Raw genomic sequence first — 18,530 nt, forward strand, 5'->3', positions numbered from 1 at the left:
TGTATGTAATTTATGCTATATACTTATGAAAATTTCATGCAAGCAATTTGTAATAAACGGGGTATGTAGATTACCTAATCTACAGGTAAGTATATTGAATGGAGAACCTTATGGCTACAACATTGTTAGAATATTTCAACGAATTACGAAATCAGAATCCATTTTCTTGGGTAAAAGATTCTGAAATTACAGCAGTTGAACCAGGTCATGCAGAAATGACCTTACAAACAAATGATACAGAGTATTGTAATTTCCGAGGGGATTTACATGGTGCCGTTTGTATTGGTTTAGCAGATAGTGTAATGGGGACCGCTTGTTTCACATTGGGCAAATCTGTTAGCACTATTGATCTTAATGGTAACTATGTGAAAGCTGTTAAGGGTGGTACTGTATTGCGTGGTGTAGCCAATGTAGAGCATAATGGTAAAACAACTATTGTTGCTACAGCACGTATCTATAATGAGTTAGGTGAACTTGTTCACTTGGCACGTGGTACATTTTTTGTACTAGAAGAGAAGTCATTACCTGAATTACCATGGCGTTTTATTGAAGAAGACAACCCTGATTTGGTATAATATAGTTTAGACTTTTAAATATAGGAGGATGCTTTAATGGAACAAGAATTACAACGTCTTAAGGCAGAAGCCCTTGAGGCTATTAAAGGCGCTGCTATCAAACAAGCGTTGCAAGATATACGTGTAAAATATCTAGGTAAAAAAGGTGAGGTAACAGCATTACTAAAAGGTCTTGGTAAATTATCTCCTGAAGAACGCCCTAAGGCTGGTGCTCTTGTTAATGCGGTTCGTGAAGCATTAGAGGCTGAAATTGATGCTGTAAAAACTCGTATGGAAACGGCAGAGTTAAATGCTCGCTTAGAACAAGAACGCATCGATATTACATTGCCTGGTCGTGCACAAAAATCTGGTCATATCCATCCATTAACTAAGGTTAATGAAATGATTGAGGACTTCTTCATGAAAATGGGGTATACCGTTGAAGAGGGTCCAGAAATTGAACAGGATTACTTTAACTTTGAATGCTTAAACTTGCCTAAAGATCATCCTGCACGTGATATGCAAGATTCCTTCTATATTACAGAAAACTTCTTATTACGTACGCATACATCTCCAGTACAAGCTCGTACAATGCAACGTCATGAGCCTAACAGCCCAATCCGTATGATTGCGCCGGGTAAGGTTTATCGTTGGGATTATGATGCAACACATTCCCCAGTATTCCATCAAGTGGAAGGTCTCATCATTGATGAGCATATTACATTTGCTGATTTGAAAGGCACATTAGAGTCCTTCTTGCGTCACATGTATGGGGATGAAACAAAAGTACGTTTCCGTACAAGCTTCTTCCCATTCACAGAGCCATCTGCAGAAGTAGATATTTCCTGTGTAATGTGTGGTGGTGAAGGTTGCCGTGTATGTTCTCATACAGGTTGGCTTGAAATCTTAGGATGCGGTATGGTTCATCCTGATGTATTGCGTATTAATGGGTACGATCCTGAAAAGGTTAAAGGCTTTGCCTTTGGTATGGGCGTAGAACGTATTGCTATGCTTTTATATGGCATTAATGATTTACGTCTATTCTTTGAAGATGATGTACGATTCTTGGAACAATTTTAGGAGGAACTCATGAAAGCAAGTTTACAGTGGATGAACGAATACGTGCCTGTGGATATGAATCGTCCTGCTCAAGAATTGGCCGATGAATTAACACAAGCAGGGATTCCTGTAGAAGATGTCATTGCTATGGATAATGGCATTAAGAAAATTTATACTGGTAAAATCGTAGAAATTACGAAACATCCAGATGCAGATAAATTACAAGTATGTCAAGTTGAATGCCTTACTGAAGAAGGTGAGCCTGTTACAAAACAAATCGTAACAGCAGCAACAAATGTAGCGGTAGGTCAAATCGTACCTGTAGCGTACCATAAATCTCGCTTAGCTGATGGAACAGAAATTAAAAAAGGTAAATTGCGTGGTGTTGTATCCGAAGGTATGTTCTGTTCTGTTGCAGAATTTGGTATCTCCAGCGATTTAGTATTGCCAGAAGAAGCACAAGGTATTTATATCTTTCCTGAAGGCACACCAATCGGCCTTGATGTAAAAGATGTATTAGGATTAAATGACACAGTATATGAATTTGAATTGACTGCAAACCGTGCGGATTGCTTCTCCATGGTTGGTTTATCCCGTGAATTCGGCATGATGACAAATCAAAAAGCTTTATTCCCTGTTATCATGGTTAACGAAAATGGTGAGTCCATTGAAGGCAAAGCATCTGTATCTATCGAAGCGGATGATCTTTGCACACGATTCATGTCTCGTATCGTTACAGATGTAAAGGTTGAAGCATCTCCATTGTGGATGCAAAATCGTTTGCGTAACAGTGGCATTCGTCCTATTAATAATGTAGTAGACGTTACTAACTACGTTATGTTAGAACTTGGTCAACCTATGCATGCCTATGACTATGACCATGTAAAAGGTCATCAACTAGTGGCAAGACGTGCTAAAAATGGTGAAGTTCTTGTTACACTTGATGGTTCTGAACGTGAATTAAATGAATCTATGCTTATTATTGCCGATGCAGAATGCCCAGTAGGTGTAGCTGGTATTATGGGTGGCTTTGATAGCGAAGTAACAAATGAAACTACTACTGTTATGCTTGAAGCTGCTGTGTTTAATGGACCATCTATTCGCCGCACTGCAAAAGCACTTGGTATGCGTTCTGAAGCATCTGGACGTTTTGAACGTGGTGTAAACCATAAATACACTGCCTATGCTATCGACAGAGCAGCACAGTTGTTGCAACAAATTTGCCCATCCTGTAAAGTTGACGTAGGCATTATCGATGTGTACAAGAACCCTGTAGAGCAACATACAGTTACTTTCACAGCAAAACAAATCAACGATTACTTGGGTACAAATATCAAAAAAGACGAAATGGTTCGCATATTGACTGCTCTTGAATTTGTTGTAACTGAAGAAGGGGGCCAATTATCTGCCCTCGTTCCAACATGGCGCGGTGACGTAACAGTAATGCCTGATATTGCTGAAGAGGTAGCTCGTATTTATAACTACGATAATATTGCTCCTACAATTCCTGTAGCCGTATTGTCCTCTGGTGGTATGACGCCTAAGAAAGCTCTTACGAAAGAGGTAACACACGGGTTAGCTAAATTGGGTATGACTCAAATCATTACATTTAGCTTTATGCATAAAGATGGCCTTTCCAATATGATGCTTCCTGAAGGAGATAGCCGTTATACAGCCATTCCAATTTTGAATCCTATTTCCGAAGAATTCCCTTATATGCGTACTACATTGGTGCCAGCTGTTATCGAAGCTGCCAAACGCAATATTGCGCAACAAAATAAGGATCTTTGGTTGTTCGAAACAGCAAATGTATATGAACCAAAAGCATTGCCTTTAACAGAGGTACCTCATGAACGCCCTATGGCTTGTGGTATCTTGATGGGCAAAGCAAACCAAGCTGGCTGGAATCAAGCAGAACGCACTACAGATTTCTATGATGTAAAAGGTATCGTAGATGCGTTGTTGGCTGAACTTGGCGTTACAGACTATGAAATTAATCGTGGCACTGAACCTTACTTCCACCCGGGTGTAAGTGCTCAATACGTAGTTGATGGTAAAATGATTGCTCAATACGGAGAATTACATCCACAAGTGAGCAAAAACTTTGATTTACCAGGAAAAGTATACATGTTTGAAATCGATTTGGAAGCAGTATTATCCTTAACGATTCCAGCATTCCGCTATACATCCTTCAGTAAATTCCCAGGTACTAGCCGTGACCTTGCTATTGTAGCACCTGTGTCCGTATCTAGTGGTGAAATTTTATCCATCATTAAAGAGCATGGTGGTGAATATTTAGAAAGTGCATCTATCTTCGACGTTTATGAAGGTGAACATATCGAAGCTGGTTACCGCAGTCTTGCATACAACTTGCAATTCCGCTCTATGGAAGGCACGTTGAATGATGAAGATATTGATGGTAACATTCAAGCTATTATCGATGCATTAGCAGAAATTAACTGTAGATTACGTTAATCTCAAGCAGTATATTGAAAGGGTTTACCGTATGGTAAACCCTTTTAGTACTATAGTTATACCTTTAGTTAGGTAGAAAGGATTGTCCATGGAATTATTGGCTCCTGCCGGTACGATGGAAAACTTTATGGCCGCCTTAGAATCTGGCGCGGATGCGATTTACCTGGGCGGTAAAGGCTTTAATGCCCGTGCTCATGCAGCAAACTTTGGCATTGAAGAATTGGCTGAGGCTATTCGTTTGGCCCACATTCTAGATGTGTCCGTATATGTAACCGTAAATATCCTCATAGGTGATTCTGAATTAAAGGCTCTCGAGGCGTATTTGAAGGACTTAGAGCGCATCGGTGTGGATGCTATTATCGTTCAAGATTTAGCAGTTGCTAAATTGGCACAACGAGTGGCTCCTAAACTTCACTTGCATGGCAGTACGCAGATGACGGCGGCTACATTAGATGCTGTTCGTTTTTATGAAAGCCTCGGTTTTACCCGTGTTGTATTGGCTCGTGAATTGAGCCTAGCTGAAATTGAACATATTTGTAAAAACTGTACAGCTGAAATCGAAGTCTTTGTACATGGTGCCTTATGTGTGTGTTATTCTGGTCAATGCTTGATGAGTTCCTTTATCGGTGGTCGCAGTGGTAATCGTGGTGCCTGCGCACAACCTTGCCGCTTGCCTTATGAACTATTGGATTCATCTGGCACTAGCTTGTTGCCAAAACACGAAGCCTATCTATTAAGTCCGAAGGATCTTAACTATAGTGAGCATATGAATGAGCTCGTAGCTGCTGGTGTTACGTCCTTTAAGGTAGAAGGGCGTATGAAAAAGGTTTCTTATGTGCGACAAGTCATTGGGACCTATCGTCATATTTTAGATACAGCTCATATGGATGCTGCTGATGCCGATGCATTGGCATCTGGGTTTAATCGTGGCTTCTCTACAGATTACTTAACAGACCATGTAGGGAAATCTATGATGACTGTTGTAGCTCCAAATAATCAAGGTAAATTAATTGGTAAAGCAGAGGTCAAAAAGGGACAAGTTCATTTATTCCTAACAGAATCAATTGAAAAAGGATCACTTTTAAAGGTAATGCAAGCTTCTGGTAGTATTACGTATTATCAAATTGATCAGAATTGGTCCTTAATGGATGAAAAGCATTTTGTAGGCAAACCTGATGAAGGGTTTGCAGCGGGGCAAGTATTTTTAGCATCTACGCCAAAATCCCAAAAGCAACGAGGCTTACAAGATTTTAGTGCTAAATTAGAGGTACATGGATACTTATCTATTAATACAGACCGAGAAACGCCATGTACAGAACTTACCTTTGTATTGAATGATGGGCGTACTGTGATAGTATCTAATGAATTTGAACCTGTTTATGCGAATAATAAACCGACTACATTAGAGAAGGTTACAGACCAAGTAGGTAGATTAGGGAATACATTGTTTACGCTTGGCTCTATGTCTATTCCTGATGGACCTTATATGTGGCCAGCTAGTGTGTTAAATGCATTGCGCCGCGATGCTGTAGAAGCGCTAGAAAACTTGTTGATTACAGACCATGAAACGGCTTGGGCTGAGCTGGCTGTAGAGCCTCAAGATATGTCATCTATGGTTGCTAAGGGTAAGGTTCTATATTCTGAGCCTATGGTGAGTGCTCGTGTTGATGAGCTAGAGGCCGTGAAAGCAGCTATTGACGGGGGCGCTAAGAAGATTATCTTCGGTGGTGACCGTTTACAACGTAAGCCTTATGAAATTAGCATCTACGGACAGGTAGCTAAACTTTGCAAAGACCATAATGTACTTTGTGTATTTGCTACCCCTCGCGTCGTGAAAGATGATGAAGTAAAGGCGTATATGAATACCCTTAAGGCCATAGTTGAGGCGAAACCAGATAGCATTTCTATTCACGTCCCACAAGCGTTATTGTGGCTTCGTGACTTAGGGTATACAGGTGCTATTGAAGCTGATACAGGTCTTAACATATTTAATGGCTCTTCCTTACAAGTATGGGAGGACTTACATATGAGTAGCATCGCACCATCCTTAGAGTTAACATTAACGCAACTCGTAAGCTTACAAAAATCTACTCATTTGCCATTAGAGGTTATGGTTCATGGTTATACGGAAATGATGATTTCTGAATACTGTGCCATCGCTAGCTTTGTAGGGACTGGTAAAAAAGAAAATTGCCCTATGCCGTGTGTAAAGGAAGATTACGCATTAAAGGACCGTAAAGGGGAAGTGTTCCCATTGCGTACCGATCCTTATTGCCGTATGCACATCATGAATAGTCATGAAATGGACATGCGTGCCTACGTGCCAGAGTTACATCGAAAAGGGCTACATATTTTGCGCATCGATGGACGTCATATGGATCCACATCGCTTGCATTCTATCGTAGCAGATTATGTATCCATTCAAAATGGAACAAAAGAGGCTCCTCCTAAGAGTGTAGGTAAAGATGATACACCTATTACAAGGGGCCACTATTTTAGAGGTATTTTATAAAAGAGGTAGTACATTGTTTAACGAAGATGTATTAGACTTTCACCATATAAAAGAACAATTACAACAACATTGTAGTTCTACCATTGCTAAAGAATTAGCTATGCACATCGAACCTATGACAGATGCGAAAGCCATTCAAGAGAACCTTGATGAAACGGCAGAAGCCATGCGTTCTTTGCAAACTGAGGTAGAACAACCGTTAGGGGGAACTCGTGATATTCGTGAGTCCTGTAAGAAGAGTCGTAAAGACTTTGTCCTTACTCGTGAAGCATTGTGGGATATTTACTTAACCATTGGTGCTTATAAGCGGATGACAAAGTTCTTTAGAACTAAATATATGGAATATCCGTTGCTATCCTTATGGGTACAGGATATGCCGAATACAGATCGCATTGAAAACCGTTTTAAACGTGTCTTTGATGAAAAAGGGGAATTGCTAGATACTGCATCTCCTAAGTTGGCGAGCCTTAGAAATACGATTATTAAAACTCGTGAAAAGATTAAAAATGATATTCAAGCTATCTTACACGACAAGGATAATCAGAAGTATTTCCAAGAAGCAATCATTACACAGCGTAACAATCGCTATGTAATCCCTGTAAAACAGGAATATCGCCAATATTTTGATGGTCTTATTCACGACCGTTCTGCAACGGGTCAAACACTCTATATTGAACCGATGCGCTTGGTGAATCTAAATAATGAATTACAAGAGGCATTGATTGGTGAAGAGCAAGAGGTATTGCGTATTTACCGTGAATTGTCTGCCCTTGTAAAACAACATAGTAATGATTTGATGGATGCTTGTGAAAAGGTATCCCATATCGAATTTGTATATGGTAAGGCGAGCCTTGCTATTTCCTATAAGGGTGTACCGGCCATCTTGAGTACTGATAGAACAGTTAATCTCATGAGAGCTCGGCACCCATTAATTCCACCGAATGTGGTGGTGCCTACGAATATTTTATTAGGCACATCATATCGCATTCTGTTAATTACTGGTTCTAACACAGGTGGTAAAACAGTATCCCTTAAAACATTAGGGTTATTGAGTTTAATGAACCAATGTGGTCTATTTATCCCTGCTGATCACGGTTCTATGTTACCAGTATTCCAGAATATCTTTGCCGATATTGGAGATGAACAAAGTATTGAGGCTAGCCTTAGTACGTTCTCTGCTCATATGACACAAGTTATTTCCATCATTAAACATTGTGGCCCAAATGACTTGGTATTGTTGGATGAGCTTGGATCTGGTACAGATCCAGAGGAAGGTAGTGCACTTGCTGTATCTATCCTTGAATTCTTCCGTAAAAAGGGCGCTCTTATGATGGTAAGTACTCATTATAATGAGCTTAAAAATTATGCATACCATACGGAAGGTATTGAAAATGGCCATGTAGAGTTTGATGAGCGCACCTTAAAACCAACATATCGACTTCATATCGGTGTAGCTGGTAGTAGCCATGCATTGAGCATTGCGGCCCGTCTAGGCTTGCCAAAAGATATCGTAACTCGTGCGGCAGAATATAAGTCTCAATTTGGTAACCATGAAATGGAAGAAGTTCTTTCAGATTTGAATGAACAACTTCGTAAGGCATCTGAACGTGAAAGAGCCTTAAAAAAAGAGCTTGATGAAACACGTCGTATGCGTGGCCAGTTAGAGAAGGAAAAGAAACAGTTTAACGAAAAACGTAAACAAATCTTATCCAAAGCTCAAGCTGATGCTGAAGCTATGAAGCGCAGTTTACGCGTCGAAGGGGAAGCGATTATTAAGCAATTGAAAGCACAATTCTCTGAAACAAATAAGGATAAGCGTCAATCTGCTATTAATGCAGCACGTAAGGGTATCTCTAATGTACATATACCAGAATCTCCAGTAGATGATGATCGTAAATCTTTGACTGCAGATGCTATTAAGGTAGGCCAAGCAGTATATGTTACATCTTTACGCTCATTAGGTACCGTATTAGCTATCAATGGCAATCGTGTGAATGTAGATATTAATGGACTAACAGCTACTGTAAAGGTTAGCGAATTACAATCTACTACACGTGAAGAAGGAAATAAGCTTGCACGGGAACAAAAGGCAGCTATGCCTAAGACTAGAAAACGTATGGGTGGCTCTGCCGTACAACGCCAAAAAGAGGTTCGTACTGAAATCAATATTCTTGGACAAACGGTAGATGAAGCGACAGTTTCTGTTGGTAGATTTATTGACCAAGCTTTACTTGGTGGTGTTAATCAAGTGCGCATTATTCACGGTAAGGGGACTGGCGCATTACGAGAAGGTGTACATCAATATTTGCGTACCTTACCGCATGTAGCTCATTTTGAAACAGCAGGCTATGACGAAGGTGGTGCAGGAGCTACCAATGTAGTTCTGAAATAAAAGAGTATACTTTCTCTAATTGATCTCTAATTGATCATTGCGTATCTGTATGCTGCGGATAATTATGTAGTTATAAAGCAAATAAAAAAGGTAGTAAGTTCTTAGAGCTTACTACTTTTTTTACGTAAAAGAAAGGAGCGGAACACATGTTCCGCTCCTTTAGCGTATGTGATTAACGATCTTTTTTACTAGACTTTTTACTTTTCGATGAATTAGATTTTTGTTCAGTTGCATCATCTTTTGAGCCACTGTCATCTTTTACAGCTTCATCTTTCGATTTGTCTTTATCGTCTTTTTTGTCTGCTTTTTCGTCCTTAGCAGCTTCTTTTTTAGGCTGTGCTTTTACAGGATTATAATAACCTTCAGAAACAGCTGATTGAGCGCTAGCAGGAACGGAGAAGTCAGATGCAGGGGTGTTGGCAAGTGCATTAGCCATGAATTGACCCCACATAACAGCTGGTGTAGTACCACCTGTCATACCGTGTAATGTTTCAGAACCGTAGTCGTCACCAATCCAAACGGCAGCTACGAGATCAGGTGTATAACCAATGAACCAAGCATCTTTGGAATCATCTGTTGTACCTGTTTTACCAGCTGCAGGGCGACCGATTGCTGCATTACCACCAGTACCGCCACTGATAACAGATTCTAGCATGCTAGTAATGATGGCTGCATCTTTTTCATCTACAACGCGTTTTTCTTGAATAGAGTTTTCTTCCACAACTTGACCATTGCGGTCTACAATTTTAACGATTGCCGTAGGTTGAACCTTGATACCACCATTAGCGAGTACACCATAAGCTTGAACCATTTCAAGAGGTGTCACACCATGAGTTAAACCACCAAGTGCAGTAGACAAGTTATTATCTTGATCTGTAAGGGTAGTGATACCCATTTCTTTGGCAAGTTTAATAATCTTAGACATGCCTACTTCATCAGCAACTTTTACGGCAGCTACGTTACGAGAATGTTGTAATGCATAGCGATATGTAATATTACCTACGAAGTCATTTTCATAGTTTTTAGGGCTCCAGTTACCAAATGTAACAGGGCTATCATCTACGATAGAACCAGGAGTTTTACCAGATTGAATAGCTGCTAAATATACAAATGGCTTCATAGCGGAACCTGGTTGACGTTCTGCTTGTGTAGCACGGTTAAATGCATCATCACCGCGGCCACCAACCATAGCCATAATGTAACCATTATGAGGGTTCATAGCTACGATAGCACCTTGTGGTTGATGTAAACCATTGCTATCAGTGTAGTAATTAGGCAAGTTTTGCATTGCTGCTACAGCTGCATTTTGTGCATCCATATCAAGAGTTGTATAGATTTTTAAACCATCTTTATAGATTGCATCGTCGCCATATTTTTCAGAAACTTGTGCAATAACATAGTTAATGAAGTAAGATGCATTAGATTTTTCATGCGTTTGTTCTTGTTTTGCCACTAAGCCTAAATCTGCTTGACGTGCTTCATCAGCTTGCTCTTGTGTAATGTAACCGTATTTAACCATTTGGCCTAATACAACAGCTTGACGTTTTTTACTAGCTTCCAAATCATTGAATGGAGAGTAGTAGTTAGGACTTTGTGGTAAGCCTGCAATAAGTGCTGCTTGGGCTAGCGTTAATTGGCTAGCATCCTTACCAAAGTATACATGAGCTGCAGATTGTACACCGTATGCACCTTGGCCAAAGTAAATTTGGTTCATGTACATTTCAAGGATTTCATCCTTAGTGTAATGTTGTTCAATTTTAAGTGCTAGCAATGCTTCAGAAATTTTACGTTTAAATGTTCTGTCTTGAGATAAGAATGCATTACGCGCTAACTGTTGAGTGATTGTAGAACCACCTTCAGATACGCCACTATGAACAATGTTAACCCATACAGCACGCAAGATACCAACAGGGTCGATACCGTGATGGGAATAGAAGCGAGAGTCCTCAGTAGCAACAAAGGCATTTTGTAAATCCTTTGGTACATCTTTTAAAGGTACAGGTAATCTGTTCTCTGTGGAATGAACCGTTGTGATAAGATTACCATGGACATCGTAAATTTGAGACGATGCAGAAGGACGTACATTGGATACATCTGGTAGGTTAGACAGTGTAGCACTGATGAAACCACAGCCACCTCCGGCTACGATGAGTATAAGGAGAAGAGCACAAATCCAAAATAGACGCTTCGGACTTGTTTTCTTCGGTGTAGAGCCGCTACCATTAGAACGGCGGCTACTTCTCGCATTTGAGTTATTACTCATAGAGTCACCTCTTTTTTCTTTTGTTAGTAAATATAACGTAAATTCTATTACGCAGTTATAAATATTATATCATAAAAGGGTTAAAACCAATACTATATATATAATTGTGAAAGTTTTTAGATAATGGTATACTAAAACAATAGTATTTCGAGGAGGATTATCATGGTTAGTGCTCAAGAACAAGTGCGCCAAATTAAACACGGCGTAGCAGATTTAATTAATGAACAAGATCTTGTAAAGAAAATAGAAAAATCCATTAAGGAAAATAAACCTTTAGTTGTAAAATTGGGTTTGGACCCAACAGCGCCAGATATTCATTTAGGCCATACAGTACCACTTCGTAAACTACGTTTGTTCCAAGAATTTGGTCATCAAGTAGTGATCGTTATCGGCGGTTTCACTGCTCGTATTGGTGATCCTACTGGTAAAAGTGTAACTCGTCCACCACTTACAAAAGAAGAAGTATTGAAAAATGCTGAAACCTATAAAACACAAATCTTTAAAGTGTTAGATCCTGAAAAAACTATCGTCCGCGACAATAGTGAATGGCTAGAATCTATGAATTTTGCTGATGTGCTTCGCTTGGCAAGTTCTTACACTGTAGCACGTATGATGGAACGTGATGATTTCAATAAACGTTTCAAAGAAGGCCGAGCTATCGGTGTTCATGAATTTATGTATCCATTGATGCAAGGTCATGATTCCGTTGCTTTACATGCTGATGTTGAATTTGGTGGTACAGACCAAACTTTCAACTTGTTAATGGGTCGTCATTTACAAGAATTAGAAGGTCAAGAACCACAAGTTGTCATCACAATGCCATTGCTTGAAGGCCTTGATGGTGTTCAAAAAATGAGTAAATCTTTAGGTAACTACATCGGTATCGATGAAGAACCTAAAGAAATGTATGGTAAAGCAATGTCCATTCCAGACGAATTGATGATGCGATACTTTATGCTCGTTACAGATATGCCAATCGAAGAGCAAGAGGACATGGAAAAACGTCTTGAAAGTGGTGAACTACATCCACGTGATGCTAAAATGCAATTAGCTCGCACCATCGTTCGTTTGTACCATGGTGAAGAAGCTGCTCTCGAGGCAGAAGAAGAATTCAAGCGCGTATTCCAACAACGCGCGTTGCCTACAGATATTCCTGAATACGCTATGGATGCGCCAACAGAACCAATCTTTGTACCACAATTTTGTACAGATGCTGGTTTGACTGCCTCTAATGGTGAAGCACGTCGCTCTATTAAAGCCGGTGCTTTCAAAGTAAATGGTGAAAAATATACAGAAGAAAACCTTACCCTTGAAGAGGGCATGATCGTTCAAGTAGGTAAACGTAAATTTGTAAAAATTAAATTTAACTAATATAAAACTGTGATGAGATAGAAATCTCATCACAGTTTTTTTCTGTCTATTTTATTGTTAAGATTTTTTCTCTATTGTATCGCTATTGTATCTACTAATAGTAACCCCAAAAATTGACTTACAAGTTAATGTATAATGAATATAAAGGATAAATATAAAATACAAATTTGATACATAAAACATTTATACAGATATCGTATAAAATTTACTATAAAGTAAGAGGACCTTATATGGATAAGAAATTAAGCAACTTTTTAAAACAAAGAAAACATACTGTTCTCACTGATATCGATGTTATTACTGCGGCAGTAGCAGTTCCATTATTAGAAGTGGATGGAGAAGATCACGTAGTCTTTACTGTGCGCAGTAATAAGCTACGCCGTCAGCCAGGGGAGATTAGCTTTCCAGGAGGTCATTGTGAACCTAATGATAAAAGTGGTGCTCATGCTGCCATGCGTGAATGCTCTGAAGAATTAGGTATAGATTTAGACCAAATAGAACTACTTGGCAATTTAGACTGTTTAGTATCTGCTATTGGGGTAAAATTATATACAGTTGCAGTACGGTTACATACAAAAGACTTAAAACCAAATCCTGATGAAGTAGGAGAAGTGTTTACCGTACCTTTACAATATTTACTAGACATGGAACCTACCGTAGGTCATCTAGACATCGCTACAAGACCATTAAAGGACTTTCCATTCCATTTACTAGAAGGCTATAACATTGACTGGAAAATTAGACAAAACTACTCCGTCTATTTCTATCCCTATGAACAATACACCATATGGGGACTAACAGGACGAGTGCTGAAAAACTTTTTAGATATATATAAGGAGATTTATTTGCATAATAATCCTCATATAAATTGACAGATTACAAATTAAGGTATACTATTTATGTGTAAAGGGTTTAATGTGTTGCACTAATTAACTAGGAGGTTCTCACATGAATCGCGAAACAGCATACGTACTATGGTTTGATGAATTAAAACGTGAAGATGTTAATTTAGTAGGTGGTAAGTCTTCTTCTTTAGGGGAATTGACGTCCTCCACTAATGTACCTGTACCTTACGGTTTTGCTACAACTGCTCATGGTTATCGTGAGTTTATGAAAGCAACAGGTTTGGAAGATAAAATCCGCGCTGAACTTGATGCGTTAGATGATGTAGAAAATTCTGCATTATTGCGTGAAGTATGTGCTAAGATTCGCCGTATGATTTGCGAAGAAGAAATGCCTAAAGAGTTGGCAGATGCTATCCGTCATGCTTATGAAGAACTTGGTAAAAAAGTAAACGAAGAAAATCCATTCGTAGCAGTTCGTTCTAGTGCAACAGCAGAAGATTTGCCAGATGCAAGCTTCGCAGGCCAACAAGATACATATTTAAATGTACGTGGTGCTGACGTTATCATCGAAAAAGTAAAAGAATGTTATGCATCTACTTTCACCGACCGCGCAACATACTACCGTGTAAAACAAGGTTTCGATCATATGACAGTAGCATTGAGTGCTGCCGTTCAAATGATGGTATTCTCTAAAGCTGCTGGCGTAATGTTCACAGTTGACCTTGTAACAGGCAACGATAACAACATCCTTATCGAAGGTTCTTGGGGTCTTGGTGAGTACGTTGTACAAGGTACAGTTACACCAGATAATTTCCATGTAGATAAAGCCAAAATGGAAATTACTGATCGCATGATTAATGACAAACATATCCGTTTAGTTCGTAAAGCTGATGGCGACTGTGTTGAAGAAGTTGTACCACCAGATGAAGCTAAAAAGCAAGTTATTACAGATGCTCAAGTATTGGAACTTGCTGAATATGCTAAAGCAATCGAAAAACATTATGGTTGCTACATGGATATGGAATGGGGCGTAGACGAACGCAATGATAAGATTTGGATTTTACAAGCTCGTCCAGAAACAGTATGGTCCCGTAAAGAAAAGCCAAAAACAACTGAAAAACCTAGCACATTAGATGCAGGCAATCGTGATATTATCGTTAAAGGTTTGCCAGCATCCCCTGGTAATGCAGCAGGTAAAGCTCATGTTATCATCAACCCTGAGGATATTGATGAATTCAAAGAAGGCGAAATCCTTGTCACTGCTATGACTGCTCCTGACTGGGTACCAGCGATGAAAAAAGCAAAAGCAATCGTTACAGATGCTGGTGGTATGACTTGTCATGCGTCTATCGTTAGCCGTGAGCTTGGTATTCCTTGTATCGTAGGTACTAAGAGCCGTAGTCATGAAGCGACAACATCTATTAAAGATGGTCAAATGATTACTGTGGATGCTACAAATGGTATCGTATACGATGGCGTATTGGAAGATATCGTTAAAAAGCCAGAAGCACAAGCTACTGCAGGTGTTGCTACTGAATATGTTCCTGTAACAGGCACTAAAATTTATATGAATTTAGGCAATCCTGATTTGGCTGAAAAACATGGTGTGTTGCCATGTGATGGCATTGGTCTCATGCGTGAAGAGTTTATTTGGACTACTTTCATTCACGAACATCCATTACACCTTATCGAAACTGGTCGCAGTGACTTTGCATTAAATACATTGGCTGAAGGTATGCGTAAAGTGTGTCAAGCTTTAGCTCCTCGTCAAGTAGTAGTTCGTTTGAGCGACTTTAAATCTAGTGAATACCGCGACCTTAATGGTGGCGATAAATATGAACCACATGAATCCAGTGCATTACTTGGCTGGCGTGGTGCAGCCCGTTACTATGATCCAAAATATACACCTGCTTTCAAATTAGAATTAGAAGCAATCAAAAAAGTACGTAATGAATTTGGTTTCAAAAACTTGCAAGTTATGATTCCTTTCTGCCGTACTGTAGAGGAAGCTGAATTAGTAACTAATTTGATGGCTCAAGAAGGCCTTGTGCGCGGTAAAGATTTCAAAATCTGGCTCATGGCTGAAATTCCAGCAAATATTATCTTAGCTGATCAATTCAATAAATATGTAGATGGTTACTCCATCGGTTCTAACGATTTGACTATGCTCGTTCTCGGTTGTGACCGTGATAATGAAACAGTTCAACATATCTATGATGAACGAAATCTAGCAGTTCGTAGAGCGATTCGCCATCTCATCGAAGTGGCTCACAAAGATGGTAAAACTGTATCCATCTGTGGTCAAGCGCCAAGTGTATATCCTGAACTTTGCGAATTCCTCGTAAAGAGCGGTATCGACTCCATTTCTGTTAACCCAGATGCTGTTGTGAGCACTAAGAAAATGGTGGCTCAAATCGAACAAAGAATTATGCTCGATGCTATGACTGGTCGTGGTCGTCAAGAAACTGATGACTTAACTTGGTAATCATATAGTAATATTGAAAGAGGAGGCCCGTAGGTCTCCTCTTTTTCTGAATGGTAAGTTAGGATATAATACAAACAGAGATGAAAGGGGGTTACCGTGTGAAACTGTCGAAACGACAAGAACAAATTGCTCAAATTGTTCGTGAAGAAGGCCCTGTGACAGGTAGTGCTATTGCTGAGCATTTAGAGGTTACGCGATCTGCGTTGCGTTCAGATTTATCTGTTTTAACTATGTTAGGTGTTCTCGATGCACGTCCAAATGTAGGGTATTACTATGTGGGGCTTTCAAAAGAAACACAAACAGCGGAGCGATTAAAATCATTTCTGGTAAGTGATGTATTATCCCAAGCAGTCGTAGTCAATGGGGATACAAGTTTGTATGATACGATTGTCACTATCTTTACAGAGGACGTAGGGACAATTTTAGTGTGTGACGACTCGTATTTAGTAGGTGTAGTATCTCGCAAAGATTTATTACGAGCATCTATGGGGCAAACAGATTCGCACACAATGCCTATATCTATGATTATGACCCCTGTTAGTAAGGTAATAACTGTGGAGCCTACAGATACATTAGTAGAGGCTGCACAGAAGATGATAGAATATGAGGTGGATTGTTTACCTGTTGTCGTTCGCGAGGATGTGGAGAATAAGAAGCGCCTAAAGGTTGTGGGCCGCGTATCTAAAACAACGGTGGCAAAAGTATTTTTAGAATGTAGCATACATTGAGGTTGATAGAATGGCAGAAAAAATTATTTATGCAATATCGGACTCCCTTGGGGAGACCGCAGAGGCTGTAGCAAGAGCTACGGCGAGTCAATATGATAAGGAACAAATTGAAATTGTTCGTATTCCTTATATTGATAGTGAAAGCCAAATTGATGAAATTATAGAAGATGCAAAACGTGGTAATCATGTTATTTGTCATACCATCGTATCTGAGACTTTACGTAAATATCTTCATGAAAAAGTGGCGGAATACAATATTCCTGCTGTAGATATTATGGGCCCAGTTCTCGCTGCTGTAGGTACTGTTGCATCCACAAAGCCTCGTATGACAGCAGGTATGGTTCATAAGCTTGACCAAGAATACTTCAAAAAGGTAGAAGCCATTGAATTTGCCGTAAAATATGACGATGGTAAAAATCCATCTGGCTTTGAAAAGGCGGATGTAGTTATTATTGGTGTATCTAGAACAAGTAAGACACCATTGTCTATGTTCTTGGCGTACAAAAAGATTAAAGCTGCCAATTTGCCATTAGTACCTGAGGTACCATTACCAGAGGAACTATTTAAAATTCCAGCAAAAAAAATTGTGGGCCTTATTATTGACCCATTCAAATTAAACAATATTCGTAGTGAACGTTTGCGTGCTATCGGTCTTGAAGACGAAGCAAATTATGCTTCTATTGAGCGTATTCAATCTGAATTAGAATATGCAAAAGCTATTATGCGTCGCTTACATTGCCAAGTGCTAGATGTTTCTAATAAATCTATCGAAGAAACAGCATCTCTAGTTATGCAATTGATCGATAAAAACCGTGCATCGGAGGGTAAATGAATATACGGGAACAAATAGAGGAGAGGGAGGCATTACTCCTCTCTCCTTATGCTGCAAAAAGCCGTGATGCCATCCGTGATTTAGAGGAAGCACCCGATCCACTTAGAACTGCCTTTCAACGTGATCGAGACCGCATTATTCACAGTAAATGTTTTAGGCGGCTAAAGCATAAGACCCAAGTTTATATTGCGCCAGGTGACCATTATCGTACGCGCATGACCCATACCCTTGAGGTAGGACAAATAGGTCGTACAGTGGCTCGTGCGTTGCGACTAAATGAAGATTTAGTAGAAGCTATTGCCATGGGCCACGATGTGGGCCACACGCCTTTTGGTCACGTTGGTGAATATGCATTGCGCGACATGGTGGGGCACTTCAATCATAATGAGCAAAGCTTGCGAATGGTAGAAGTCTTAGAAAAGCATGGTGACCACCAAGGTCTTAATTTAACCACTGCTGTACGTGATGGCATTTTAGGCCATACAGGGGCACATATCCCTATCACTTTGGAAGGTCAAATTATTCGTATTGTAGACCGCATTGCCTATTTGTGCCACGATTTTGATGATGCACAGCGCGCTGGTATGTTGACGGCTGAGGAATTACCTTTTGAAGTGCGTGAACACTTTGGAATGACTCCTTCTAGTATGATTACCGCTATGGTTGAAGATATGGTGCGAGAGTCTTTAGATAAACCTGTTATTTCTATGTCTAGTGATATAGAGATGACCATGAATCTATTCCGTCAATTTATGTTTAAAAATGTTTATTTGGCGCCGGCTTTAATTCCAGATCGAAATAAGGCATCTCATGTGGTGAAAAACTTATTTACTCACTTTATGGAGCATCCTGACGATATGGAGGGTTGTGAAAGTACAAGAGAGTTTTATTCTACCCGTGATGTGGTGGATTATGTAGCAGGTTTAACTGATCAATATGCTATTAAGCTATTTAAACAGTATTACATTCCTAATATTACCTTGTAACTTTTAGTAATAGGTACATAGATAACAA

Annotated in this window: 12 protein-coding genes; 11 read left to right on the top strand and 1 reads right to left on the bottom strand. The window is 39.6% G+C overall.

The window, feature by feature from the left end:
* The first annotated feature begins 110 nt into the window (after positions 1 to 110).
* The 5 genes from ACWTVK_RS01585 (at position 111) to ACWTVK_RS01605 (ending at position 8,992) form a co-directional block, all read left to right on the top strand.
* On the top strand, positions 111 to 575 hold the full coding sequence (locus ACWTVK_RS01585; protein WP_298632623.1) for a PaaI family thioesterase: 465 nt from the start codon (positions 111 to 113) through the stop codon (positions 573 to 575).
* 36 nt (positions 576 to 611) lie between these two features.
* Positions 612 to 1,634: a phenylalanine--tRNA ligase subunit alpha gene (gene pheS, locus ACWTVK_RS01590; protein ID WP_456045731.1), complete on the top strand. Its 1,023-nt coding sequence runs from the start codon at positions 612 to 614 to the stop codon at positions 1,632 to 1,634.
* A 9-nt stretch (positions 1,635 to 1,643) separates the two neighbouring features.
* Complete coding sequence (gene pheT / locus ACWTVK_RS01595; RefSeq protein WP_456045732.1) at positions 1,644 to 4,088, top strand: phenylalanine--tRNA ligase subunit beta; 2,445 nt, start codon at positions 1,644 to 1,646, stop codon at positions 4,086 to 4,088.
* Between the two features lie 88 nt (positions 4,089 to 4,176).
* Entirely contained in the window at positions 4,177 to 6,600 is a 2,424-nt protein-coding gene (locus ACWTVK_RS01600) for a DUF3656 domain-containing U32 family peptidase (protein ID WP_456045733.1), read from the top strand.
* A gap of 13 nt (positions 6,601 to 6,613) precedes the next feature.
* Positions 6,614 to 8,992 carry an endonuclease MutS2 gene (locus ACWTVK_RS01605; protein WP_456045734.1) on the top strand — a complete coding sequence of 793 codons (2,379 nt, stop codon included), beginning with the start codon at positions 6,614 to 6,616 and terminating at the stop codon, positions 8,990 to 8,992.
* A gap of 172 nt (positions 8,993 to 9,164) precedes the next feature.
* Here ACWTVK_RS01605 and ACWTVK_RS01610 read toward each other — a convergent pair whose 3' ends face one another.
* Positions 9,165 to 11,255 (bottom strand): transglycosylase domain-containing protein, encoded by a 2,091-nt coding sequence (locus tag ACWTVK_RS01610; protein WP_303939244.1) that lies wholly within the window; start codon positions 11,253 to 11,255, stop codon positions 9,165 to 9,167.
* Between the two features lie 162 nt (positions 11,256 to 11,417).
* Here ACWTVK_RS01610 and tyrS point away from each other — a divergent pair, with 162 nt between their 5' ends.
* From tyrS to ACWTVK_RS01640, 6 genes are all read left to right on the top strand, one after another.
* Positions 11,418 to 12,626, top strand: a complete 1,209-nt coding sequence (gene tyrS, locus ACWTVK_RS01615; RefSeq protein WP_287513395.1) for a tyrosine--tRNA ligase — start codon at positions 11,418 to 11,420, stop codon at positions 12,624 to 12,626.
* Between the two features lie 230 nt (positions 12,627 to 12,856).
* Complete coding sequence (locus ACWTVK_RS01620) at positions 12,857 to 13,498, top strand: NUDIX hydrolase (protein ID WP_456045735.1); 642 nt, start codon at positions 12,857 to 12,859, stop codon at positions 13,496 to 13,498.
* A gap of 76 nt (positions 13,499 to 13,574) precedes the next feature.
* Complete coding sequence (gene ppsA / locus ACWTVK_RS01625) at positions 13,575 to 15,956, top strand: phosphoenolpyruvate synthase (RefSeq protein WP_456045736.1); 2,382 nt, start codon at positions 13,575 to 13,577, stop codon at positions 15,954 to 15,956.
* Between the two features lie 98 nt (positions 15,957 to 16,054).
* A complete protein-coding gene (locus ACWTVK_RS01630) occupies positions 16,055 to 16,684 on the top strand; it encodes a helix-turn-helix transcriptional regulator (protein WP_233188286.1) in 630 nt (209 codons plus the stop codon).
* A 10-nt stretch (positions 16,685 to 16,694) separates the two neighbouring features.
* Positions 16,695 to 17,516, top strand: coding sequence for a pyruvate, water dikinase regulatory protein (locus tag ACWTVK_RS01635; protein ID WP_105085717.1), 822 nt, complete (start codon positions 16,695 to 16,697; stop codon positions 17,514 to 17,516).
* Positions 17,513 to 18,502 (top strand): deoxyguanosinetriphosphate triphosphohydrolase, encoded by a 990-nt coding sequence (locus tag ACWTVK_RS01640; RefSeq protein WP_456045737.1) that lies wholly within the window; start codon positions 17,513 to 17,515, stop codon positions 18,500 to 18,502. The genes ACWTVK_RS01635 and ACWTVK_RS01640 overlap by 4 nt, the downstream gene beginning before the upstream one ends.
* Positions 18,503 to 18,530 lie beyond the last annotated feature (28 nt).

It is taken from the genome of Veillonella sp. Ser01 (genome assembly GCF_053850375.1).